General features: G+C 43.7%; 20 protein-coding genes. 9 read left to right on the top strand and 11 right to left on the bottom strand.

Annotated features, from left to right (window positions below; genetic code table 11):
• The 10 genes from L1267_RS15740 to L1267_RS15695 all read right to left on the bottom strand — a co-directional run.
• Positions 1-1,505: Spo0B domain-containing protein (locus L1267_RS15740; RefSeq protein ID WP_235383362.1), on the bottom strand; the 1,505-nt coding region annotated here is incomplete at its 3' end.
• 14 nt (positions 1,506-1,519) lie between these two features.
• Complete coding sequence (locus tag L1267_RS15735) at positions 1,520-3,058, bottom strand: tripartite tricarboxylate transporter permease (RefSeq protein ID WP_235383361.1); 1,539 nt, start codon at positions 3,056-3,058, stop codon at positions 1,520-1,522.
• Between the two features lie 3 nt (positions 3,059-3,061).
• On the bottom strand, positions 3,062-3,526 hold the full coding sequence (locus L1267_RS15730; RefSeq protein ID WP_062567509.1) for a tripartite tricarboxylate transporter TctB family protein: 465 nt from the start codon (positions 3,524-3,526) through the stop codon (positions 3,062-3,064).
• A gap of 9 nt (positions 3,527-3,535) precedes the next feature.
• A complete protein-coding gene (locus L1267_RS15725; protein WP_425343234.1) occupies positions 3,536-4,501 on the bottom strand; it encodes a Bug family tripartite tricarboxylate transporter substrate binding protein in 966 nt (321 codons plus the stop codon).
• 12 nt (positions 4,502-4,513) lie between these two features.
• Complete coding sequence (locus L1267_RS15720; protein WP_235383360.1) at positions 4,514-5,755, bottom strand: OprO/OprP family phosphate-selective porin; 1,242 nt, start codon at positions 5,753-5,755, stop codon at positions 4,514-4,516.
• 227 nt (positions 5,756-5,982) lie between these two features.
• Positions 5,983-6,642, bottom strand: a complete 660-nt coding sequence (locus L1267_RS15715) for a 3-oxoacid CoA-transferase subunit B (RefSeq protein ID WP_130050233.1) — start codon at positions 6,640-6,642, stop codon at positions 5,983-5,985.
• Positions 6,643-6,653: 11 nt separating this feature from the next.
• Complete coding sequence (locus tag L1267_RS15710; RefSeq protein ID WP_119853699.1) at positions 6,654-7,361, bottom strand: CoA transferase subunit A; 708 nt, start codon at positions 7,359-7,361, stop codon at positions 6,654-6,656.
• Between the two features lie 9 nt (positions 7,362-7,370).
• Positions 7,371-8,132, bottom strand: coding sequence for a 3-hydroxybutyrate dehydrogenase (locus tag L1267_RS15705; protein WP_235383359.1), 762 nt, complete (start codon positions 8,130-8,132; stop codon positions 7,371-7,373).
• Positions 8,133-8,136: 4 nt separating this feature from the next.
• Positions 8,137-9,324: an E22 family MetX-like putative esterase gene (locus tag L1267_RS15700; RefSeq protein ID WP_235383358.1), complete on the bottom strand. Its 1,188-nt coding sequence runs from the start codon at positions 9,322-9,324 to the stop codon at positions 8,137-8,139.
• A 9-nt stretch (positions 9,325-9,333) separates the two neighbouring features.
• On the bottom strand, positions 9,334-10,635 hold the full coding sequence (locus L1267_RS15695) for a GntP family permease (RefSeq protein WP_054552324.1): 1,302 nt from the start codon (positions 10,633-10,635) through the stop codon (positions 9,334-9,336).
• Between the two features lie 295 nt (positions 10,636-10,930).
• On the opposite strand from L1267_RS15695, the gene L1267_RS15690 reads away from it, so the two are divergent.
• From L1267_RS15690 to L1267_RS15650, 9 genes are all read left to right on the top strand, one after another.
• Complete coding sequence (locus L1267_RS15690; protein ID WP_199527208.1) at positions 10,931-13,222, top strand: TonB-dependent receptor; 2,292 nt, start codon at positions 10,931-10,933, stop codon at positions 13,220-13,222.
• 112 nt (positions 13,223-13,334) lie between these two features.
• Positions 13,335-13,997, top strand: coding sequence for a response regulator transcription factor (locus L1267_RS15685; RefSeq protein ID WP_054552322.1), 663 nt, complete (start codon positions 13,335-13,337; stop codon positions 13,995-13,997).
• Positions 13,998-14,159: 162 nt separating this feature from the next.
• Entirely contained in the window at positions 14,160-15,665 is a 1,506-nt protein-coding gene (locus L1267_RS15680; protein WP_235383357.1) for a beta-lactamase family protein, read from the top strand.
• A 158-nt stretch (positions 15,666-15,823) separates the two neighbouring features.
• Positions 15,824-17,101: an efflux RND transporter periplasmic adaptor subunit gene (locus L1267_RS15675; RefSeq protein WP_235383356.1), complete on the top strand. Its 1,278-nt coding sequence runs from the start codon at positions 15,824-15,826 to the stop codon at positions 17,099-17,101.
• Positions 17,098-17,850, top strand: coding sequence for an ABC transporter ATP-binding protein (locus L1267_RS15670; protein WP_235383355.1), 753 nt, complete (start codon positions 17,098-17,100; stop codon positions 17,848-17,850). Before L1267_RS15675 ends, L1267_RS15670 begins: the two co-directional genes overlap by 4 nt.
• Positions 17,850-18,845: an ABC transporter permease gene (locus L1267_RS15665; protein ID WP_235383354.1), complete on the top strand. Its 996-nt coding sequence runs from the start codon at positions 17,850-17,852 to the stop codon at positions 18,843-18,845. Before L1267_RS15670 ends, L1267_RS15665 begins: the two co-directional genes overlap by 1 nt.
• Positions 18,839-20,299 carry an FtsX-like permease family protein gene (locus L1267_RS15660; protein WP_235383363.1) on the top strand — a complete coding sequence of 487 codons (1,461 nt, stop codon included), beginning with the start codon at positions 18,839-18,841 and terminating at the stop codon, positions 20,297-20,299. Before L1267_RS15665 ends, L1267_RS15660 begins: the two co-directional genes overlap by 7 nt.
• Before the next feature lie 56 nt (positions 20,300-20,355).
• Entirely contained in the window at positions 20,356-21,732 is a 1,377-nt protein-coding gene (locus L1267_RS15655) for a sigma-54-dependent transcriptional regulator (protein ID WP_235383353.1), read from the top strand.
• A complete protein-coding gene (locus L1267_RS15650; RefSeq protein WP_235383352.1) occupies positions 21,733-23,022 on the top strand; it encodes a sensor histidine kinase in 1,290 nt (429 codons plus the stop codon).
• On the opposite strand, the gene L1267_RS15645 is transcribed toward L1267_RS15650, so the two are convergent.
• Positions 23,006-26,455 (bottom strand): PAS domain-containing hybrid sensor histidine kinase/response regulator, encoded by a 3,450-nt coding sequence (locus L1267_RS15645; protein WP_235383351.1) that lies wholly within the window; start codon positions 26,453-26,455, stop codon positions 23,006-23,008. The genes L1267_RS15650 and L1267_RS15645 overlap by 17 nt on opposite strands.
• Positions 26,456-26,498: the final 43 nt, after the last annotated feature.

The raw sequence follows: 26,498 nt of genomic DNA, 5'->3' as shown, positions 1-26,498 counted from the left end.
GCCCCTGACTTAGAGCTGTATTGTGGTGTAAATACCACATCCTTGTCATCGCCTAAACCAAAGCCACTGTCTTCAACATCAAACAATAATGTTTTACTGGTTTCGTCAACCGTAACACGAACCTTAGGGGTACGTGTATCACTGGCTCTAATAGCAGCTTCAATTGCGTTATTAATCAAATTGCCAAGTATCGAGACAACCCGCTCTAGCATATCTTTACGGGTGATCGATCCTAGTAAGCTGTCTGGATTAAGCTCAAGGATTACATTAAGTTCACGGGCTTTGTGGTATTTACCGACCAGTAAACCAGCTAGCACTGGATCTTGGATCCTTTCGAGTAAATGATGGATCTGCGCTTGCGAGCCTTTGCTTTCTTGACCAATTAACTCAATCGCCTGCTCTGTTTGCCCCATTTGAATTAACGCACCAATTAAGTTTAGCTTGTTTGAGTAATCATGAGTTTGCACTCGTAATAACTCAGCAAAAGCTTGTACTTTGGTTAATTGCTGCGATAAATATTCAAGCTCATCCGCAGGGCGCATACTCAGCAAAATACCATCAGCCTCACCTTGCACTTGCAATGCATATCGCGACAACACAATGCGTTTATCAGCAGCAAATAATTCAAAACCAACAATCGGACGCTGTTGGTTATGCATTAAAAATTCAGCATGTTCAGGAAGCAAATCTTCAAGCTTAAGTGGCTGATGGATACAGCTGGTCGGTTTACCGAGGATTTCGCAAGCACGCTGGTTTAAGTTACGTACGTTCCCTTCAGGATCGAGGGCGATAATGCCACTACGAACGGTATTCAAAATAGCATCTTGCTCAGAGAACAGCCTTGCTATTTCGTCAGGTTGTAAACCAAAAATAGCGTTACGAACTCGTTGACCAATATACACCGCAGCCAAAATGCTCAAACCCACTAACAACAAACCCCAGAGCATGATTTCAGCACTACGAGCACGAATAAGCGGTTCAATTGATTGCACTAAAAAACCAACCGAAACCAGTCCTATTACTTCACCTTGCTCTGAAAGCACGGGTACTTTGCCACGGATAGACTCACCCAAACTCCCTTTTGCAATCGAGACATACCGCTCACCACGCAGTGCAGCTTTACTATCACCGCCCACCATAGGTTTACCCAGCTTATCAGAGTCGGGATGAACAATACGGCGTGTATTCCTATCACCGATAACAATAAAGCTCGCTGCGGTTAGTTCACGAATATGCTCTATTTGCGTATTTAACTCATCAAGCCCTTGCTTGGTTTGTAATGCATTTTGCACGTCATCTCGTGAGGCAATGCTGGTTGCGAGCGAAAGCGCTTTATCACCCATGTGGCTATGCAAGCTTTCTGCAGTGATCTGATACACCAAAGCGCCAAACAACACAGCTTGCAAAACACATAGACCGGTAACCCAAATAATGAGTCGCGTTTCTAAGCGCTTTGGTTTTTTAACCACATGCTGAAATGGGTTTAGCTTATTGGTGTATCTCATATCAGTGCCTTGTTCTACGCATGTTGCTCTGCTTGCGTAGCTGCTTTGTCTTTACGACGTTGGACAATATAGTCTTTCAGTGGGAACAACAACACTAAGATCGAAATCACAAAAATACTCAGTGTTAATGGGCGGTCCCATAAAAAGCTCAGCGAGCCATCTGAAATCATCATGGCACGACGGAAATTCCGCTCAATCATATCACCGAGAATAAAGCCAAGTAATAAAGGCGCCATCGGGAATGCTAACAATCTAAGCACCAAGGCCACCAGCGCAAAGCCCACCATCATAAATAAATCAAAGGTGTTAAATGACACTAAATACACACCAATTAAGCTGAAGAATAGAATCATCACTGTCAGCACAGATTTAGGCATCGCCAGCACTTTAGCGAAATACGGGATCAACGGCAGATTCAAAATCAGCAGTACAATATTGCCAAAATACATACTGACAATGACTGCCCAAAACACGCTTGGGTTTTCTTGCATTAACATAGGGCCCGGCTGAATACCGTAGGCAATTAATGCACCTAGCATAATTGCGGTGGTACCAGAGCCCGGAATACCTAAAGTCAGTAATGGTACAAATGAGCCCGTACAAGCTGCATTATTAGCCGACTCAGGTGCGGCTAAGCCACGCATCGAGCCCTTACCAAACTTATCTTTTAGTGCCTTTGGAGCAAGGTTGCGTTCAGTGGCATAGGCCATAAAGCTGGCAATCGTTGCCCCTGCGCCCGGTAAAACACCGACAATAAAACCAAGTAAAGATGAACGGCCAACCACAGGAGCCATATCTTTTACTTCTTCTTTGGTTAGTTTTGTTGAACCGATTTTTGGCGTATCAGGATCATCAATTTTTTTATCAGGTTCAGCTTCAGGGCGCGCCACATTAATCAGTGCCTCTGCCAGCGCGAACGTTGCCATTGCCACCAATAAAAAGCTAATTCCATCTAATAAATCAGCTTGGCCAAAGGTAAAGCGCTCGGTACCTGAAGAGGGATCAATACCAATTGTAGCCAGCATTAAACCAAATACCGTCATCATCATAGCTTTTAAAAATTGCCCTTTATTAGAGAATGCGGCAATGGCCGTTAAGCCTAAAAACATCAGTACAACATAATCAGGCGATTGAAAGCTTAATGACACTTTCGCTAATAATGGCGCTGCCACCATCAATAAAATGGCGCCAATCGTACCGCCTATAAAGGATGAATAAGCTGCAATAGCAAGGGCTTTACCTGCCTTACCCTGTTTTGCTAGCGGGTAGCCATCAAATGATGACGCTACCGTCCCCGCCACGCCCGGCGCATTAATTAAAATAGAAGAAGTAGAGCCACCGAATATAGCCCCGTAGTAAACACCCGCCATTAAAATCATGCCCGAATCAGCACCAATGCTGTAAGTGATCGGGATCATCAACGCAATCGCAGTAATTGGACCAAGCCCAGGTAGCATACCGATGAACGTGCCAACAAAGCAGCCAATAATCACATATAACAAGTTGTTCCAGTCGAGTACGGTCGACAAACCTAACATAATTCCATCAAGCATAACTTAACTCCACAAATTGCCAGGTACTAAGTAAATGCCCAGTACTTGTGTCATTAAAAACCAAAAAACCACAGCCACAGGTACAGAAGCAAACAACAACACCGTCTTACGGCGCTCACCCATAATAAAAAAGCCAGCAATTAAAAAGGCACTGGTGGCAATTAAAAAGCCGAACGGTTCAAGCATGGCGCTATAAGCAACCATCAACACCAACAATGCAAAAGTACGTAGTAAGTTGCCCTTACTGAGTAGCTCTGCTTTTTCTGTTGGCGCTTGCTTTAATAAGTTGGCACCGATCGATAGTACGCACACCACAATACCGAATACCGCATACACTTTTGGTAAGGTTGCAGAAGTAACGCTTTCGTACTCTTCAAATGGCATAAGTGGAATTTGCCAAGCCACAAGGGCGTAGAGGGTAAAGAGGACCAAGAATAAACTTGGTCCTATTAGTTCACGGTTTAACATTGTCTAACCTTAGCCTCGGATAAAACCAAGCTCTTTCATTACAACGCGTAATTGCGCCTCTTGCTGCTCAAGCGATTTAATAAACGCATCTTTTTCTTGAAATAGATTTAGCCAACCATTGCGGGCACGAACCGCTTCCCACTCAGGGGTTTGTTGCAACTTACGTAGCTTTTCTGTGTACTGGGCTAGTTTGTCTGCTGGTAAGTCTGGGGTTGCAAAAAAGCCGCGCCAGTTTACGAATTCCATGTCGTAACCTAGCGACTTTAAGGTTGGAATTGCTGGGTAATCAGGCAATTTATCGGCAGAAGTAACCGCTAAAATACGTGCCTGACCACCATTTGCGACTTCGAGTGCTTCACTTAAGCCTGTTGAAAGTAAGTTGACCTCGCCCGACAATAAACCTGCCTTCGCTTTACCACCAGCATCATAAGGAATGTAACGTAATCGACGGCCATCAATACCCGCCGCTTTCACCGCTTGTGCTGCCACTAAGTGATCCATGCTGCCGCGCGCAGAGCCACCCGCCACTTTTACAGAGCCTGGGTCTTTTTTCATAGCATCAATAACGTCTTGCCATGTTTTAAATGGCGAGTCATTGCGCACAACAAATGCACCATAATCAGCAATCATGCTGGCAACTGGCGTTAAATCGCGATAGCTGTAAGGAATTTTGCCTGATAATGCACGCAGAACGATAGGCGTTGAGTTAACCATCAACATATCGCCTTTTTTAGTGCCCGACTCAATCAAGTAAGCAATTGCACGGCCACCGCCGCCGCCCGACATATTCTGAAACGATGCATTGTCTTCAATGCCCGCTTTCACCATTGCTTCACCGACACCACGTGCTGTGGTATCCCAACCGCCACCTGGGCCACCCGGCACCAAAAAGTGTAAGTTTGCCAATGCCAGTGGGCTGGCTACTAATAATGAAGCTGCTAAAACAGATCTTTTTAATGATTTAAACATAGTCATAATGCACGACTCCTAAAATAAGTACTGCATACGAGCACTGATGCCCATACCTGAATCTTCATCACCAACCAGCGTAGAAGCACCGGCACCGTCAACATCGCTGTAAATCAGGTTGCCCATAAATTTAATATCGCTGCTTAGGTAATAAGATGTACCTAACGTATAAGTGGTTACGTCGGTACCTTGTTGTTTGCTGCTGGCATTCATTTGCGACACACGGGCAACAAGCTCCCATGCATCTTTAATCCCTTTTGGTTGCACAAATAATGCTGAACCTGCTTTGTAACGGCGCTGCTCACCGCCTAAGAAATAACTCGCCGAAACATGAAAGCCATCAAAACGTTCACCATCAAGTTCATTGCTACTATCAACCGTATCGAGGTAACGGCTGGCATATTCAGCCTCTAAAGTGAATGCATTCGCTTGGTAGGCAAATTCAAGACCGCTTTGCGACATACTATCTAGTGCTGCCGTTTCACCACCAACTGCGTAATCCACTAAGCGAACATTGGTTTCACGCACTTCACCACGGGCAAAACGAGCGCTTAAGTCATTGCCGCCCATATCACGATAAGAGTGCCAAGCACCTATATGAATCACATCACCCGGTGCTGCACTTGACCAAGTTAAGCGACCTGTTACAGCCAATGTTAGTTTGTCATCTTCGTCATGGCCCGATGCACCAAACGCGTCGTTTTTGTAAACACCCACCGCGTAACGTAAGCCTGAGTCTTTGAAGTATTGATAAGCCGAGATACCCCAGCGGAAGAAAGGCGAGAAGGTATTAGCAAGGGTACTGCGCTCAATGGTATTTATGTGTTTAGAGCTGGTTAGCGCATTGAGTGACATGTCTTCACGGATTTTACCGGCTTTTACTTTTAAGCCGTTGTCGAATGTATAGCGTACACGCGCTAACACGATTTCAGCCGTGCCTTCAGCAAATTCGAGTAATAGTTTGTGATCCCAGTTGCCATGTTCACTTTCAACATAAGTACGGATACGGCGAGGGAAGAAGTCGCTGCCTCCTGCGCCATCATTGTTGGCATTGTAAGCACCGTCGAAATAGTTGTAATCAAGTTGTACGCGACCACCAAATTCTAAGTTGAAGCCGCTAGATGTTTTTAATGAATCCACTTCTTTTTGAAGTGCATCGAGTTGTTGTTGTAGTTTTTCAGTGTCGCTTTGTGCGAATGCTGATGTACTTGCTAACGCCGCTGCAACGGCTAAAGCGAGCTGTGTGTTACTAGCTTTCATGAATTACTCCACACCAGATTATAATTATTTGTTGTCGTTGATCGGCCTACTGCAATCGGCGATCTGGTTTGGAGCATAGTGTTAACGATAGATTAACGAAATGTTTAGGGGGTAAGTTGCATTGATGGTGATAAATGGCTTTTTGCTCATAAAATTCATGAACAAAAAGCACATTATTGGGGTTTAGTATAAAATCTAGGCAAATTAGCTGCTTAAAAGTCGTAAAACTAGCTAAACGTCATCTCAGGAATGTCACCAGAGACAATAAGCTTGCCCTGTGTCTTAGCAATAATCTCATCAACCGAAACACCCGGGGCACGCTCTAATAAATGAAATGCACCGTCTTTAATTTCTAAAAGTGCCAAATCGGTGATCACTTTATTGATACAACCAACACCCGTTAACGGCAAACTACATTCAGTCAGCAGTTTTGATTCACCATGCTTATTAGCATGGGTCATAGTACAAATAATGTTTTTAGCGCCAGCCACTAAATCCATCGCACCGCCCATTCCTTTAACCAGCTTTTTCGGGATCATCCAACTGGCAATGTTGCCGTTTTGGTCAACTTCAAACGCACCCAGCACGGTTAAATCAACGTGGCCACCACGGATCATGGCAAAGCTTTCTGCTGAGCTAAAAATAGCCGCCCCCGTTGCAGCGGTGACCGTTTCTTTACCTGCGTTGATCATATCGGCATCAACTTGGTCTGCACTTGGGTATGGCCCCATACCGAGTAAACCATTTTCTGATTGCAGCATCACTTCGATGCCATCAGGGACATAATTAGCGACCAAGGTTGGAATACCGATGCCCAAGTTAACGTAGTAACCATCCTGTAGTTCCATCGCCACGCGTTTAGCGATTTGTTCTCGTGATAATGCCATCAGCGTGCTCCTTATTGATTCTCTTGCTTAGTGGTAACTTTCTCGATGCGTTTTTCAAATTCACCTTTAATCACCCGGTCAATATAGATACCCGGCGTGTGAATTTGGCTTGGCTCTAGCTCCCCTGGCTCAACAATTTCTTCAACTTCAAGAACCGTAATTTTGCCAGCGGTTGCTGCCATTGGGTTAAAGTTCATCGCCGTATGACGATATATGCAGTTACCATAACGATCTGCTTTCCACGCTTTAACTATCGCAAAGTCGCCAGTAATGCTTGGCTCCAATAAATAGTCACGACCATTAATATTGCGGGTTTCTTTACCGTCAGCCACCGGAGTACCCACGCCAGTTGCGGTATAAAATGCAGGAATGCCCGCGCCGCCAGCTCGCATTTTTTCAGCTAAGGTGCCTTGTGGTGTGAGCTCAACTTCTAGTTCACCATTTAATAGCTGCTGCTCAAATAGCGCGTTTTCACCAACGTAAGAGGCAACCATCTTGCTGATTTGCTTATCTTCAAGTAGCACACCTAAACCAAAACCATCAACACCACAGTTATTCGATACCACGGTTAAACCACGGGTGCCTTGATGTTTAATTTGCGCAATTAAGCCTTCAGGAATACCGCATAAACCAAAACCACCGGCTATCACTGTCATGCCATCTTCAAGGCCAGCCATCGCTTCGCTATAACTTGTAACTACTTTATCAAAACCTGCCATTGGCTCCTCCTATTGTGCAGTCCAACCGCCATCAATGGCGATTGCTTGGGCGGTAATATTGCGTGCTGCATCGGCCATTAAAAAGCTAACGGTATGCAGGATCTCATCTAAGCCGATAAATGCTTTTTTCGGCATCGGTGCTAGCATAATCGTGTCTATTACTTGTTGCTCAGAAATGCCATGTTCTTTGGCTTGCGAGGCAATTTGTTGCTCCACAAGCGGCGTTTTTACATAGGCTGGGCACACGGTATTAATCGTGATATTGGCATCGCCAGTTTCGAGTGCCATGGTTTTAGCAAAGCCGATTAAGCCATGTTTTGCAGCGATATAAGCCGACTTATATTTAGATGCCACCATGGCATGGATTGAACCAATATTAATGATGCGACCAAAATCTTGCTCACGCATGCGAGGGAGTACCGCCTTAGTCATCATCGCCGGGCCAACCAGCATAACTTGCTGTAAGAACTGCCATTTATCAGCCGGAAAATCTTCAAGCTTCGCAACGTGCTGAATACCCGCATTATTAATAAGTACATCAATTGGCTGATTAAGCTCAGTGAAAAACTGCTCTATTGCATTACTATCTGCCACATTTAGTGCATACCCTTCGGCGCTGCCGCCTTGTTCAACAATGCCTGCTGCCGCTTGTTGTGCTGCTTGCTGATTTAAATCAGTCACAATAATAGTGTGACCTTGCATCGCCAGTTGCTGGGCAACATAGAGACCAATACCACTTGCTGCACCGGTAATTAAAACTGTTTTGCTCATCGGGCTACTCCTCTAAAAACTCACTGATAAGCTGCGCTTTCGGGGCGATTGAGAAAATGCCATCAAGGTGTCCCCAGCCCCCTTCAATTTCTGAAATCTCAACGTCTTTACCTGCTGCTTTCATTGTGTCAAACACGGTGCGCATGTTTTCAGGGCGAAGCAGTAAGTCGTTCGTTGCGGGTAGTAATAATGTTTTGGCAGAGACATTTTTAAGTGCCGTTGTTAAATCGCTTTGCATACCAGCGGTAAATAGTTGTGATGCCCGGACCAAATAAAGTACATGGTTGGCATCTTGCGTTTTAGCTCGTGCCATTGCGCGCTGAGCGAGTACTTGGTTTAACTTAGGCAAGGTGCGAATGTCTTTTAACGCACCTTCATCCAATACATTAAAGTCAGGGAAGCTCGCGTTATAAATAATTGGATGCATCGCATCTTGCGTAATATTAAGCATGGTTGCTGCTAAGCCATCTAATGGGCGCTCTTTGCCGTAGTAATTACCTTGCTGCCAATTTTTATCTAAACGAATTGGTAACGCCCATTTTTCAAGTGCAGCGACTGTCCATGCATCCATGGTTGCAGCGCCAATCACATGAATTAAACGCTCTACTTTATCTGGGTAACGTGTTGCCCACTCAAGTGCTTGAAACGACCCCATTGATGCACCCATCACAGCATGTAACTTAGTGATACCTAGGCTGTCGAGTAAGCGCTTTTGCACATTCACAAAGTCAGTAATCGTAACCACAGGAAAATCTAAACCATATGGTTTACCTGTTTTTGGATTAGTTGACGCAGGGCCTGTAGTGATGACATTCGGATCATGCCAGTTGGCATTCACTAAAGTATCTGAGCTAATCACATAATATTTATTGGTATCGATAGCTTTACCTGGGCCGATAATCGCATCCCAATAACCCGGTAAGGCATCATCCGCTTTATATTTACCTGCGGCATGAGAAGTACCAGAGAAGTAATGGGTTATTAAAATCACGTTATCTTTATTGGCGTTTAGTTTTCCGTAACTTTCCCAACCAATGTCCACTTGCTCTAAAGTCACACCAGACACAGTGGTAAAATCTTTTGTCGTAAAATGCTGTTTTTCCACCAGCATGGTGTCGGCATTGTTGGCGGCGCCAAACGCAGTGCTACTAAATACAACTAGCCATAGCAAAATTATTAATTTGGTTTTCATTGCTGTTCCTTAAAAGAAAATAAAGAGTCCGAGTGCCAATGCGACACCGATAAGCGGAATAACCGCAGTCAGCGCTGCCATTGACCAATACGCTCGTTGATGCGTTTCTTTACAGATAGCGCGTATTGTAGTGACCACATAACCATTATGCGGCAAGGTATCGAGGGCTCCAGAGCTAATTGCCACTACTCGGTGCAGTTGTTCAGGGTTTACACCCATGTCTAAATAACCCGGTGCGACAAGAGGTAATGCAATGGCTTGCCCGCCTGAAGCAGAGCCTGTTAAGCCAGCAATTACACTGACCGCAACCGCAGCACCAACCAACTCATTCCCCGGCATATGGGTCATCACATCGACAGCGGCGGTAAATGCTGGTGATACTTTCGCCACAGCGCCAAAGCCAACCACAGCAGCGGTATTACCGATTGCCACTAAAGCGCCAGTTGTACCAACATTAATCGCGTTACCCATATCGTGAAAATGCTTGAAGTTAATAATCACAATACTCAGTACACCACCAAGTAAGGCAACAATAAGCGCTGTTTGCTGTAGTACATCATGTAGCGTAAATGATAAAAGTAGCACCACGATCAGCGGGATCACACCCGTAATTGGATGCGGACGACGACGCTCAATAATGACAGGGTCATCATCACGCGCTTCAAAGGTCTCGCCGTTAGCAACGGCCTTTTTGATCATCTTGTTTAACCAAAAGTAACCTGCTGTCGCCATGAATATAGCCACCACTAAGCTCACTTCCCATGCTGCATAAGGCGATGTGCCAAGGTGCTTAACCGGGATCCAGTTTTGAATTTCTGGCGAACCTGCTGAGGTCATGGTAAAGGTCACCGAACCAAATGCCAGCGTTGCTGGAATAAAGCGGCGCGGTAAGTTTGCATCTTTAAACAGACTTAATGCCATTGGATAAACAGAAAACGCAACGATAAAGACGCTCACGCCACCGTAGGTTAAAACTGCACAGGCAATCACAACCGCAAGAACGGCGTGCTTCATACCTAGTTTACCCACAATGTAACTTGCAACACTGTCAGCAGCACCGGTGTCTTCCATGAACTTACCGAATAACGACCCCAGTAAGAACATAAAGAACCACGCACTTAAGAAGCCTGCAAAGCCATCCATATAGGCGTTAATAAAGTTTGTATCTGCCGATACAGGGAAAATGGCCATGCCACTACTAAGTGCAACTAATAGTGCACAGATTGGCGCAGCGATAAATAAATTTACCCCACGCAGCGTTAAAATGATCAGCAGTATCAAACCGCCTAACAGTCCTATCATGCTCAGCATAGACATTCCTATAATTATTGTTATTACACAGATGAGGTGACATCGGAATAATGCCTTCAGTCTTACCCTAAGCGTTCAAAAAATACATAACACTAAGGTACTATCTGCTTTAAAAATAGCTTAATTGCTTGATAAATAAAGGGCTGTGGCGGGTATAGCACTATGGTACTAATTCAATTTTTGCAACTATCTTCTACATTAACTGACAGGTGACACGGGCAAATCTTATTAAGTCTTCGGCAACATCAATGTGAGTGGCCATAAGACTAATGACAACAATAACAAGGAATACAACATGATAAAGCTTAACCCAAAAGTCGCGCCACTTACTCTGGCTGTATCACTTGCTTTGGCAGGTGTCAGTGCTCAAGCGGCAGAACAAGCCGAACCTGCAGCAAAAAAAGGGGAACTTGAACGCATTCAGGTAACAGCACGTAAAACTGTTGAAAACCTGCAAGAAGTTCCTGTCGCAGTCACTTCAGTGGGTGCTGAAGAGCTGGCAGAAAACGGCATCGTCGTTATGACCGAAGTTCAGCAGTTCTCGCCAAATACCACCTTGCAAGCAAGCCGTGGTACAAACTCTACTATTACCGCGTTTATTCGTGGTGTAGGTCAGCAAGATCCACTTTGGGGTTATGAGCCGGGTGTAGGTATCTATATTGATGATGTTTATCTTGCTCGCCCACAAGGTGCCGTACTTGATCTTCTTGATGTGCAACAAATCGAAGTATTACGTGGTCCTCAAGGGACGCTTTACGGTAAAAATACCATTGGTGGTGCCATTAAATACGTCACCAAAGAAATGAGCGGTGATGCAACGTTAAACATTCAAGGCACTGTAGGTAGCTATAACCAAAAAGATTTAAAAATTACCGGCCAATTACCGATTGTTGACGAAAAGCTTTACGTAGGGTTTGGTTTTGCAACGCTAAATCGTGATGGCTTTGGTGAGTTTTTAACATCGGCTCTTGATAACCAAGACCGCGAAAACTACAACAAAGACGTAACCGCAGCTCGTGTTACCTTAGAGTACACACCGACCGATGACCTTTTCTTCCGCTTAGCGTGGGATAAAACAGAAGATAAATCTAACGCGAAAGGCGGCTATCGTTTACTGCCTAGTCTACTAACTGATGCGCCAGTACCAAACAGCGTGTATGACTCATACACCAGCTTGCCTACATGGAACAAAGTTGAACTTGAAGGCTACAGCCTGACTGCACGTTGGGATATGAGTGATAGCACAAGTATTAAATACATAGGTTCAAGCCGCGAAAGTTACTCTCCAACAAATATCGACTTTGACAATACCTCGTTGCCAATTTTCGATGTACCGGCTATTTACGATGATGAGCAAACCACTCACGAGTTACAGCTAAATCATCAAGGGGATAACTACAAGCTTGTATCAGGCCTTTACTATTATGATGGTGAATCATGTGGTCAATTTGAGGCTATTTTAGGTATCTTAGGTCAAAGTCTAGGTGCACCGGGTCTAACTCGTGAAGTAAGCGGTTGTAGTAATTCAAACAGTAAAGCAGCCTATATTCAAGGCTCGATTGATTTAACCGATAAATGGTCAATGACACTCGGCGCGCGTTACACCAAAGATAAAAAAGAAGCACAGGTTAACAACGGCCTAATCTTTGACATTGTTTATCCAGAGTCAGGTTGGGTGCCAGGTTACACTCGACCAGAAGGCCAACTTGTACCAACGGTACTCGATGATGAAGAAGAGTGGTCACGTTTCACACCGCGTGCAGGTGTTGAATATCAATATTCAAACGACATCATGTTCTTTGCAAGTTACGCGCAAGGCTTTAAGTCAGGTACTTTCAACCCACGTGCAACTACTGCAGAGCCAGCAGCAAAACCAGAAATCGTTGATTCATTCGAAATCGGTATGAAGAGTGAGTGGAACAACAACTTACGTGCAAACGTAACGCTATTCACCCTTGATCATAAAGACCGTCAATATATTTCGGTATTACCGGGCGACAGCGCAGCAGATCTAAACCAACGCTTAGGTAACATTGGTGAGTCAACATCAGATGGTATTGAGCTTGAGCTTAACTATGTTGCAACAGAGTCACTCAGTTTTGATGCGTCAGTAGGTTACATCGATAGTAGCTTTGATAACGTAATTGACTACAACCCAGAAACCGGTGAAGCATTCGATAAATCAGACCGCTTTAGTGTATCAAATACCCCTGATCTTACCTTTAATCTGGGTGCAACATACCGTATGTACACAGAAATGGGTGACTTTGTTATCAATGGTAACTACTACCACAGAGGTGACTACGCACTATTCGAAGAAGATAGCCTATTAACGCAAGATGCTTACGGTATCTTTAATATGGGTATCACTTGGTACAGCACTGATGGCCACTGGACTGCTGGTCTTTACGGTAAAAACTTAACGGATGAAGAGTACATGATTGGTGGTTACCAGTTCGTAGCGCCTGATCCAACAGACCCAACAGATACCAGCAAATACACCCCAGGTTTAGGTGGTGATAATACGCTGATCGGTTACTACGGCGACCCTCGCACTGTAGCCTTCACTGTTGGTTACCGTTTCTAAAATAGAACCTAAATCCTTGTGTGAGAAAGGTTTGTCTGAAACTTCCCTTCAGGCAAACCTTGTTTCAAAACGCAAAATCACTTATAACATAACGCATTGGAGAATCGAGGGAATGTCTTTAGCTGTGAACACCATAATCGCCGATGATCACCCGTTATTTAGAAGTGCATTGCGTCAAGCTGCCGCGACATCAGTGCCAGAAGAACATATCAAAGAAACCAGTGACATTGATGGTTTGTTTGCACTGTTAAGCGCTCACCCTGAGATTGAACTGATATTTTTAGACCTCACCATCCCTGGTGCAAATGGCCTACAAGCCCTTTCGCAACTGCGTAACCACTACCCAGATATTTTAGTGATTATGGTCTCTGCCAATGAGACACCAGCCATCATAAAACAAGCAATGAGTCTTGGTGCTGCAGGCTACATTCCTAAGTCATCTTCTTTAGATGTCATCAGCGAAGCTATTAGTCATGTACTCAACGGCGACACTTGGTTACCACCTGAAGTAGATTTAACCGATGTAGTGATCAACGACGAACAAAGTGAATTTGCTCGCAACCTTGAAAAACTAACTCCACAGCAATACCGCGTACTCGCGATGATTGCCGACGGTTTATTGAATAAACAAATCGCCTTTGAAATGTCGATTCAAGAAACCACAATCAAACAACATGTGTCAGCGATTTTACGCAAACTAAATGTTTATAACCGCACCCAAGCGGGCATTTTGTTTAATCAGCTTTCGCAAGTTGGCAAAATCGAAGAAAGCTAATTTAAGCATTCACTCCCAGTTTTAATTTGAAATTCCCATAAATGGGAATTTTAAAACCAAGAAAAACAATAAAAGCCATTAACTTCAACACTTTAAAGATTGGCATACTCCTCGCTTTAGTGCTCACATCAAAAACTATCTAAGTAAAAATAATAGATACAAATGAACACTAAGGACAACATCGTGTACACAGCTTGCAAAAAACTTGGCAAAAAATTAATCCTTCCAACGATTACTCTTCTATCGCTTATTTTAAGTGCCTTTTCTGCACATGCAGATGAGCTTGACCAATGGCTGGTTGAGTTAATGCAAAAAAGAAATATTCCCGGGCTACAACTTGCTGTCGTTCGAGATAATAAAGTAATTAAAGTTGCCAGCTACGGAGTTGCAAATATTGAAGATAATATCGCCGTTGATGCCGACACTTTATTTGTGATTAATTCCGCAACTAAAGCCTTCGTTGGTGTCGCACTGATGCAACTTGTTGAGCAAAAGAAGTTAGACCTTAATGCACCTATTGGCACTTACCTACCCGAGCTGCCAACTCAGTGGCATGCTATAACAACAAGAGAATTAATGAGCCATACATCAGGTTTACCTGACATCATAAAAGATGAAATTGCTAATCTAATCTCAGATCAAGGGCCTGATGATGCATGGCAACAAGTACAAACCAAACCATTAGAGTTCGAAACCGGCACCCGTTTTAAATATAACCAAACAAACTACGTCATTATTGGTAAGTTAATTAATAAGTTATCTGGGATGCCATTTCAGCAATTTATAGCAAAAAACCAGTTACAAAAAACTGAGATGAACAGAACACTTCAAGCGGGCTTTGGCAATCTCAACAATGTTGTAAAACACTCGGCTAGACGATACGAAACGCAAGGTAATGAACTAATAAATTCAAGAGAAGCCATTTTCTCACCAATGCTACAAACCGCCGCAGGTATGGCCTCAACAGCAACTGAGCTAGCAAATTGGCTAGTGGCATTACAAACAAATCAATTTATTAATGCACAAAGTATTCAACAAATGTGGACCCCGACTCGACTAAAAAATGGTCATACTCAAGGCTTTAATCAGCGCTTAAATGGCTACAGTCTTGGTTGGCCTGTAATGGGACGAGAAGAACATCCGGCATTAGCTGCCATAGGTGGTAACAGAGCAGGTATCTTTATTTACCCTGAAGATAATATGTCGATAGTAATCTTAACCAACTTGATTGGCGCAATGCCATCGCAATTTGTAGATGAAATTGCGGGCTTTTATATCCCTGAAATGAAACAAGAAAATGGCTTTGGTTTAGCGAAAAATATTAAACGCTTATGGCAAGTTCTTGAAGTGCAAGGCTATGAAAATGCAATTACAGCTGCGGATCAATTAGCTAAAGACGAGCAGATCCAATTTACTGAAAGCGATATTAACTTATGGGGTTATTCGCTTATTAACCAAGACAAACTCAATGAAGCGTTAGCGATTTTTAAACTAAATACGCACCTTTACCCACATAGTTACAATACCTTTGATAGCTTAGCAGAGGCATACTGGTACCTCGGTGATCTCAAGCAGGCAACCGCCAATTATAACCATGTGTTAAAGCTTAAACCTGATAACACACATGCTAAAAAGCAGCTGGCTAAGCTTGCAAAGTTACTACAGTAGACTGCGCTTTATATCTGTCCCACTTTTGATTTTATTAATCCCAAAAGTGGGAAAACCCATCTCACCTAAAAAATAAAACCTTTAAAATCAATAAATTAAATCTTGGCACGTTCCTCGCTTTTGTGTTGCTAAACCTACAATACAATGAAATATAGCCAATGGATTTAGACAGCACACTAAAACGCAAACCTCAGCAATCAAAAGCTAAAAAATGGCTTTTTGGTGCAGCTATTGGCGTGTCAGCTCTTGGCGCTTTAATGGTGTATCAATGGGCGACCCCTACCGCGGTTGCTGCAAGCCAATTGCAAATAGTGACCGTGAAACAAGCCGATTTTGTGGTAAAAATACGTGGCTTTGGCCGTTTAAAGCCAAAGTATCAACGTTATTTAACCAATACCGACACCGCAATGGTCGAAGCTATCCATGTATACCCCGGCACTATCGTTAAAAAAGACACTGTGATTTTAAGCCTCGTCAACCCACAGCAAGCGCAGCGTTTATCGGTTGCTCGGCTAGAGCTTGCTCGCCAAAAAGCCAGTGTGAATGAGCAAAAAATTAATCAGCAAAGTGAGCTACTTGAGCGCCAAGCAAATCTCGCCATATTAAAAAGTGAGCTACAAAGCGCAGAGCTTAGAGTCGATGCCGAAAGCAAACTGATCGAGCAAGGAATTGTTTCAAGCCTCGATTACAAACGAAGTATGCTAAACGTTGCACAGCTTACAGAGCGAGTAAGTATCGAGCAGCAACGCCTTGCACAGCTTAAAGAAATGCACTTACAACGTAGCAAAATACAGCAAGAACTATTAAGCCAATTTGAGCTTAATTATCAAGTTGAGCAGCACGCTTTTGATCAGCTGCAAATAACAGCAGGCATCGATGGCATGCTACAAGAGTTGAATGTTGAACTTGGCCAAAACCTAGTGCCGGGTACCCGCCTTGCGGTGGTTGGCTCAAACAAAGCACTCAAAGCAGAGCTAAGCGTTAAGCAAGCAGATGCCGAAAAAGTGGCACTCAATATGGCAGCGAAAGTAAACACCTTTAGCCAAGCAAGCCACGGTGAAGTTGATGCCAAAGTCACCCGAATTGACCCTATCGTTACCGATGGTCGAGTTATTATCGAACTTGATTTACAAGGCACACTGCCTGCCAATGCCCGCCCCGATTTAAGCATTGAAGGCTATGTCGTTAGCAACATTATTCCTGATGCATTAACCATTAACGTGCCACAAAAAGCACAAGCACACAGCGAAGCCACGCTGTTTAAACTTAATCCAAATACCCAGTTAGCAACGCCAACCAATATCGAATTTGGTACACTCAGTGACAATCAAATTCAACTTTTGAGCGGTGCCACCGTGGGCGAACAGCTGATCATTTCAGACCTTTCTAAATGGCAGCATTTGGCAACAATAAAAATCGAACAGGACAGTTTATGAAAACCAACACGCTTATCTCATTAAACAAAATCGCCAAAGTTTATCGCGGCCAAAATGTTGAAACCTATGCATTAAAAGACATCAGCCTGAATATTAACCAAGGTGACTATATCTGCATTAGCGGCCCATCTGGCTGTGGTAAATCGACACTGCTGTCATTATTAGGCTTACTCGATAGCCCAACTGCTGGCGACTATTTCATTAAAGAAGTCGACACAAAAACCCTCGATATGGATCAGCAAGCTGAACTTAGAAACCTTCACATTGGTTTTATATTTCAGTCGTTTAACCTAATTGATGAATTATCGGTTTTTGACAACGTGGCACTGCCACTCACTTACCGAGAGCCAGCCATGAGCCCTAGCGAAATAGAGATTGCGGTAAAACAAGCCCTTGATGAAGTGGAAATGGGCCACCGTGCCCAGCATAAACCCAATCAATTATCCGGTGGTCAGCAACAGCGTATTGCTATTGCCCGCGCACTGGCTGGCAAGCCAAGTATTTTATTAGTGGATGAGCCAACCGGTAACTTAGATTCAAAAAATGGTGATGCTGTCATGGACTTGCTTGATGAGCTGAATAAAAAAGGCACCACCATTTGTATGGTAACCCATGACTTACGTTATGCCGGACGTGCTAAAACGCAACTTAAATTGCTAGATGGTGAAATTGTTTCCTACTCAGAAGCTCGCCAAGCACCTAGCAGCGACACCACAGAGCATGCACTCGAAAGCGCCGAGGTGATGTAATGAAATTAACCAAAACACGTGCCCAACTGAGCTTAGCGTGGGCATCATTAATGAATGCACCGGGCTTTGTCACTGCGGTTATCGCAACGCTTGCTTTAACACTTGCCACCTTGTTTGTAGTGCTTAGCCTTGTTAACAGCTACTTTTTAAAGCCCCTTGATGTGTACGATGAAAGCCGCATGGTGGTGGTTGAGCAATCACTTACTTATGATGACTACGATGCCACCGGCTTTCAAAGCTATCAGTCGATGGTGCATTGGCTTAAGCATAATCAAAGCTTTGAACAAAGTATGATGATCAATGCAGGTGAGCAAATTTTTGCAAACCTCGATGGCGAGCCAAAAGAGCCTGTGCTGTATGTTGGCGGCAACTATTTTGACTTATTAAACACGCCATTTTTAATGGGACAGGGTTTTGATCTTGGAGAAACGCTCGAGACTCCTGATGATCGGGTCGTTATATCTGCTAACTTTTGGCGCAAGCATTACAACAGCGACCCGAACATTATTGGTAAAACACTTTCAGTCATGGCGGGTGAAACCGATTATGTTCACCGTATTGTCGGTGTTGTTGATGATTCATTCAGCCCACCTTACATGTTTAAAGCAAGTGATGTTGAAGTGTGGTTTCCATCAAGTGCGGACCGCCGTTTCTTTCACAATGACGATTGGCAAAGCCCATGGACAAACACTTTTAAAAACCTAAAACTAATTGCTGTTTTAAAGCCTGGGGTCACCATAGATCAAGTTAAAGTCGATTTAAAACAGCAAATTGATACGGTTAAATCAGAGTGGCTAAACAACGGTGGTATCACCGATGTAAAACCTGAAGTAACCCCGTATCGCGACGTTGAGCTGGGTAATAACGATGACTTAAGCTTAATGATGTTAGCCGGTGCAGTAGGGCTACTGATTATTGCAGTACTTAACGTCAGTACTTTTTCTTCTCGCGCGCTCTTGCTCAACATAAAACCCTCGCCTTGCAGGCGGTGTTAGGTGCTAAACGCAGCACGTTATTTAAAAGTATCTTTTTACAGTCACTGATTTTAATGACCTTATCGGTAAGCATTGCGCTGTTTTTATCGGTATGGGGCATACGTTTATTTAAAGTATTGGCAGAAGGCCGATTACCACTGGTTAACAGCTTGGCGGTTGATAGCACGTTGGTCATTGTTGCCATCATACTGTGTATTGCTCTTGCTTATATTTTCTCTGTAATTACAGCGCGTTTGGTGAATTACAAAACCCTAAATACGCAAATGCAGAACAGTGGAAAAGGCGGGGTTTCGCAGGTATCTGGCCGTACAGTGCGTATTTTAATTGGCTCACAAATGTTTGTTGCCGCGCTGCTTGTGAGTTTTTCGGTGATGGTAGTGAGTAAAGCCATGGGCACGATTAACCGCCCACTCGGTAGTGATACCGAAAACCTGTATTTTGCCAACCTGTTCCAGCCAAATAATCAGATGTCATTGGCGGAGCGCTACGAACATATGCTGCAATACAAGCAGGTTTTGCTTGATAGCCAAGGCATTGATGATGTTGCCCTGGGTCACAGCCCTGTTTCGCAAAGACAAAATGCCAACACCCTGACTGATGTAAACGGGAAAAGCTCAATTTTCTTCCCTAGTCAGTGGGTAGGGCCTGATTACTTTGCGTTAGTTAACACCAAAATTCTCGCTGGCCGCACCTTTAGCGAACAAGCTATACGTGGTGAAACCAACGAGATACTTGTCTCGGTCAGCGTTGCAGAGAACTTATTACCAAGCCAAGACTATCGAAATATTATCGGCAAGAGCTACCAAGGCTTAGAAGAAAAGATGTATGAAGTGGTGGGTGTAACCGAAGATTTTAATCACCCTAAATACTACGATGAGTCGTTTGGTCGTCACATTTGGTGGCCAGCGACACCATATAGCTACATGTTTACTATTAAAGCTACTGATGGCGTTAAGCTGACTAATAAACAAATACTTAATACGCTAAAAGAAAAGAACAGCGACTTAACCATGTGGCAGTTTAACGACTTACAGCAAGAGTACGACAATTTACTGTATATGAGCCGTCTGACCGTGGTTCTGTGTAGTACCTTAGCGTTATTTACTCTATTATTAGCAGCAATCGGTATTTTTGGGGTACTGAGCTATAACCTTGGTCTGCGCCGTTATGAGTTTGGTATTCGCATGGCATTAGGTGCGAAAAAAGCGCGCTTATTCAAGCTGATGAGTGTTGAAGCCATTATTCCTGTGCTCATTGGCTTTGCAGTTGCGCTCGCTGCGGTAATGGTGAGCTTTTACATGTTACAAGGGCAGCTAATGTCGTGGCTGGTGCTTGATGTAAGACTGCAATTACTCGCTTGGAGTATTACCTTATGTATTGCGCTATTTGCTTGCTTTAGACCTTTGGTTTTACTACTTAAAGCAAAACCTATGGCTGCACTGCGTAACGATTAACAGCACAAATGGTGGCTTAAGTTTAAGCCACCTCAACAGGATAATAAGAAAACATCATGGACAAAATCTTAGTCATAGACGATCAAGCTGATGTACGTCTGGCTGCTATTGTTGCATTACAACAACTAGGCTTACCATGCCTTGAGGCCGAAGGCCCTGAACATGCGCTTGAGTTATTAAAAACCGAGCACATTAGCCTGATTTTGCTCGATATGAACTACAAGCTCGACACTACCTCAGGTGAAGAGGGATTACGCTTTTTAAAGCAACTAAATCAATTAGGTTCGACCATACCTGTCATTGTGATGACCGCATGGGCCAGCATTGACGTCGCTGTTAAAGCCATGCAATTAGGGGCAGTCGACTTTGTTGAAAAGCCATGGAATAACCTACGCTTAACCGCCGTTGTACAACAACAACTAAAACTTAAGCAAAGTAATCACGACAACGCGTGCTTAAAGGCACTTACCAGTGACTCACAAGCACATTACATAGCCCAATCAGAAATCATGCAGCTGTTACTCGCCAAAGCTGAGCGCGCTGCAAAAACCGATGCCAGTATTTTAATTACCGGCGAAAATGGCACAGGCAAAAGCTTATTGGCACATTATATTCATCAGCATTCACTCAGAGCTGATAAACGCTATGTAAGCGTGAATGTTGGCGCCATTGCCCCAACGCTATTCGAAAGCGAATTATTTGGTCATAAGAAAGGCGCTTTCACTGATGCCAAAGAAGACCGCTTAGGACGATTTGAAATTGCCGAAGGCGGCACCTTATTTTTAGATGAAATTGCAACGTTAAGCCTCGAGCTGCAAAGTAAAATGCTCCGCGTGCTAGAAAGCAAAGAGTTTGAAGTGCTAGGCTCAAGCCAAACCAAAACCGCCGATGTTCGCATTATTTCTGCCACCAATAGTGAATTAGCTACAGCCATTGAGCAGGGTGAGTTCCGCCGTGACTTATTATTTAGGCTTAATACCATTGAACTCCACATTCCACCTCTTCGCGACAGAAAAGACGACATTGCCCCATTAGCTGAACACCTGTTGTTAGTGCATGGTAAAAAATATCAACGAGCGAATATGGCGCTCAGTGATGATGCCCTAAAGGCGCTAAAAAATTACAGTTGGCCTGGTAATATTCGTGAGCTAAGCCACTGCATTGAACGTGCGGTGATCATGAGCAATAACAACAATATTCAAGCCAATGACCTCATTTTAGATCAACCAAGTTGCGAGCAAACAAATAGTAATGCGGAACAAGCTTTGCCACTATTGCCCCTTGAAGAACTTGAAAAACAAATGATTCAAAAAGCGCTGCTGCAATTTAATGGCAATGTTATCGCCGCAGGAGAATTTTTAGGATTAAGTAAATCGGCGATTTATCGTCGCATTGATAAACATCAGCTCGATTTAAAAGAAGTAGAACGCTAAATGAGTAGCAAGTTGTCGTTAGAGCAGCGTATTCGACGCTATTTTTATATGGTTATAGCGCTGCTATTAACGCTTGGTATTGCCCTTTCGCTCAGCTTAAAACTAGATTGGTTTGCCAGTATCAGTCTATTATTGCCGTTTATCGGGATAAGCGCTTTTGCTTTAATTAAAAGCTACCGTACGATCACCGATGTGGTTGAACGCTTTGGTCTGCAACTAGATGCACTGGCAAATGACGAAAGTAATAGTTGGCATTTAGCGTCTTATCAAAGTGGGCGAGTCGCAGCACTTAAACAAGATTTTGCCAAGCTCAGCAATAAAATAGCCAAGAACAAACGCCATTACATGCAAACAGAAGAGTTTGTTTTTGAGTTTGCCAGCATGCTGGACTTACCCATCGTTATCCTAGACCCCCATAGCTTGATTTACTTTAGTAATAAGGCGTTTAAAAACAGTATTAACCATCACCAGATTGAAGGTAAATCGGCCAGCGACTTAGGCATTGCCGTGCATGATGGCGAATGGCAACAAAACAGTGACTCACTGTTTAAACAACGCTTTCAAATCTCATCGCAGACTTTTTGGCGGACCGGCAGAAACTTTGAATTACTAACCTTCTTTTCAATTGAGCAACAGCTTCGCGATAATGAACAACTTGTTTGGCAACGGTTAATTCGAGTGTTAAATCATGAAGTGCGTAACTCACTCACGCCGATTTATTCAATGAGTCAGTCATTGCAAACCCTTAAACGCCAAGGGCAAATTAGCAGTCACGATGATCTCGCCCAAGATATGCTGCAAGTAATAGAAAAACGCGCTCAGCACTTGCTTGATTTTGTAGCCAGTTACAGTGCGTTTGCCAAGCTACCACCCGCACAAAAACAGATAATCAGTAGCGAGCAATTAAACACTCGCTTAAGCGCTATCTTTCCTGAACTAGTAATAAATAGCAGCGAAGAGTTACATTTTAATGCCGACCTAGGTCAGCTAGAACAAGCGTTAATCAACTTGATAAAAAATGCCTTTGAAGCAGGTAGCAATTCAGCCCCTACCCTCACTTGGTCAAGACAAGGTAATAACTTAAGTATTGCAATTAGCGACCAAGGTTGTGGCATTCAAAACCCCGATAACTTGTTCGTGCCATTTTACTCAACCAAGGCAAATGGCACAGGTATAGGGCTGGTGATCACCCGAGAACTTGTGCGCAACCAAGGTTTTGAGTTATCGATAAACTCAAAGCCCCAGCAAGGCACACAAGCTAAAATTACCATGATTAAGTCAGTCGCTTAATCATGCGTTTTAAGGCAGGCGCTTTCAGAGGCTTATAAAGCAATGGATAGCCCGCATCGAGCACTAACTCGCGTATGCCTTCATCATGATTTGCGGTGTTAACGATAGCTGGTAAGCGTGTTAGTGCGGCTTGCTCAATTACTTCAAGGCCTGTTACTCCATCATCAAGCTGATAATCAATAATCAACAATTGCGGTAGGGCTTGGCTTGCCTTTAGCTGCTCAAGCTCCGCTAAGTTAGTGGCCGTTGAGATTTCGCAGCCCCAGTTCTCAAGTAACTGTTTTAATGCCTCTAACACGTTGCGGTCGTTATCAAGCAACCAAATACGCAATTGCCCCAGCTCTGTTTCTTGTGATGCCTCTGCACCTTTGGCTTGCGCTGGCGCAGCGCTGACTTTACAAGGTAGTGTTAGGGTAAATTGCGTACCTTTACCAAGTTCAGATCCCATCACTAGGGGGATTTTAAGCAAATCACAAATACGTTTGGTAATAGCCAGCCCTAAACCTAAGCCTTCAGCACTTGGTTTTGCACCAAGCTGTTTAAACTCTTGGAAAATAGTTTGCTGATCATTGGCAGCAATACCAATACCGGTATCTTCAACAATAAACGACACATGATTATCTTCGTACTGCATTTTTAAGCGCACTTCACCTTGCTCAGTGTAACGAATCGCATTACTCAAAAGGTTACGCAGTACTCGGCGTAATAGCGCTTTGTCGGTATGCAGGCGCACATCGCAGGTTTCAACAATAAATTTCAAACCTTTTTCACGCGCTAAAGCTTCGTAATCATTGCGAAGTGGTTCAACAAGAGAACTGGTTGCAAATTCGCTCATTTGTACTTTAAACGAGCCTGAATCGAGCTTGGTTAACTCTAAAATACTCGATAACAACTCTTCGGCGCTGCCTAATGAATTCTTTATATTCATCGCCAGCTCTTTAAGCTCGGTGTCTTGGGCTTTTTCATTCATTAAAGAACAAAATAAACTCGCGGCATTAAAAGGCTGTAATAAATCGTGGCTGGCAGCCGCAAAAAACCGGGTTTTACTGACCGTTGCTTGCTCTGCCACTTGCTTTGCCATCGACAACTCTTGGTTTGCTTGAGTCAATGCCAAGGTGCGTGCTGCGACTTTTTCTTCGAGGCTAACATTGGCTTCTGTTAACGCTTTTTGTTGTTTTACGAACTCGGTGATGTCGGTATAGGTTGTTACAAAGCCGCCACCTGGCAGTGGGTTACCTTGCATTTCAAACACGCGACCATCATTGTGTGAGCGCTGGTATTTATAAGCACTGCCTTGGCGTAAATAGGCTAAGCGTTTTTCAACTTCGCTGGTCATGCTCTCGCCGCTAAATAAGCCTCGCTCGGCATTAAAACGAATAATGTCAGCAACTGGGCGGCCTATGTAGAGCGCATCATCTGGGTAGGCGAACATGTTTTTGTAGCCTTGGTTCCAAGCAACTAAGCGCAGTTCACTATCAACTACACTAATCCCTTGTTGAATGTTTTCGATTGTTGATTGTAATAAATCACGATTAAATTTGAGTACTTGGCTTGCCTCATCAACAAACTCAGCAACCTGCTCTAGCGGCTGACGCTGCTCATCTTTAGCTACATCTAAAATAAGCCGCGCCGATGCACCACCTATCACCGCTGACATCTCGCGCTCAACCAGTAGCTCTAACTCAACATTGGCGGGACGCTTCCACTTACTTTTATCATCAGGAAAGTAATGATTAACCAAAGACTGCGCCGCTTCTTTTTCAGCAAATCGCTGCAAAAGTGCACCTAGGTCGTGATAGCTCAAGGGCTGCAGATGATTACTCACCCGAGAATCACTCAGCTGCGATACAAACTTATTGCTCTGTAAGCGTTCAGCTAAGGTTGCACGACTAAATAGCGGCACTAAAAAATACACTAAACAGTTCGCACCTAACGACAGCAACAAGGCTTGGCTGATACTTTCCATGCCTAAAGAAAATAAATCGGTAGGCGCGAGCCAGCTAATTCCCCAAGGTCCATCCACAAGCCATAAGCTATCGCGACCTAAACCTCCAGCAATATTTGGCAGTAAGAGTGTGTAACCCCAAATGATAAAGCCACTTAAAATGCCCAATTGTGCGCCGCGACAGGATGCTTGTCGCCACCATAAGCCAATGATCATGGCCGGTGAAAATTGTGCGACTAAGGTAAACGACATTAAACCCACATTGGCAAGGGTTGTACTTTCGCCAAGAACCCGGTGAGTAAAATAACTAAGCAATAAAATCAGTACGATAACGATTTTACGCGCATGTAATAGGTTGTTTTTATCAAGTCCGCGGCTACTCGATGTGAGCTGTGAGCGGCGTAAAATAAATTGATTAATAAAGTCATTGGTGATCATCACTGAAAGCACAATGGATGACACAATCACCATACTGGTTGCCGCTGAAAAGCCGCCTAAAAACGCCAATAGCGCCACAAAGGCATCATCAGCCGCCATAGGTAGCGCCAATACAAAGGTGTCGTAACCGACTTCTTGACCTTGAAAGTAAATTAATCCGGCGTATGCAATTGGTAGAATAAACAGGTTGATAAGTAATAAGTAAATCGGGAATAGCCAACGTGCCGAGGCCAATTCTTTATCGTTATTTTTCTCGATAAAGCTCATGTGGAACTGCCTTGGCAAACATAAGGTCGCCAAAATACCAAGTAAAGTATGGGCAACATACACATAGGTCGGGCTTTGTGTAGCAGCCACTTGCTGATCAATATTTAGTTCATGGGCTTTATCGTACAGTGCCACTGGGCTATCAAATAGCGCAAAACACACATACAAACCCACAGCTAAAAATGCCAATAACTTAACCACAGATTCAAAGGCAATACTGGCAATAAGACCGGGGTTATGTTCGCTAGGCTTTAAGCGCCTTGCACCAAATAAAATAGCAAACAGTGCTAATACAAGCGTGATATAAAAAGTACTATCGGCCCATACTTCATGGCTTTGCATCATTGAACGGTTAGTTAATAAATTAATACTTTGTGCGGTAGCACTTAGCTGCAAAGAGATATAAGGCACAATAGCAATCACTGAAATCAATGAAATGAGCCCTGATAAGCTCGACGACTGACCATATCGCGTAGCAATAAAATCTGCCATCGAGGTTATTTTTTGCTGCCTACAAATATGCGCTATACGGCAATACACTTGCCAACCAAAAATAAATAGCAAAATAGTGCCGGCATAAGTCGGTGCTAGCCACCAGCCATTATATGCAGCTTGTGCTGTGGTACCAAAAAACGCCCAAGAGGTGCAGTACACTCCAAGCGATAAACCATAGGTTAAGCCTTTAAAAGGCAATACTTTTCTTTTATCAGCCCAGCCTGCAACCGCAAATAAAATTGCCAGATATACAATTGCAAGAAGGCTTATTGACCAAATTGAGAACATCGTGTGTTTTTATTTTAATTGTTATAGCACCAGCATAGTTTTT

Source organism: Pseudoalteromonas sp. OFAV1 (genome assembly GCF_021532595.1).
GTDB lineage: Bacteria > Pseudomonadota > Gammaproteobacteria > Enterobacterales > Alteromonadaceae > Pseudoalteromonas > Pseudoalteromonas lipolytica_C.
The sequence above is the reverse complement of the archived record's forward strand: the minus strand, read 5'-3'. Positions and strand labels throughout refer to the sequence as shown.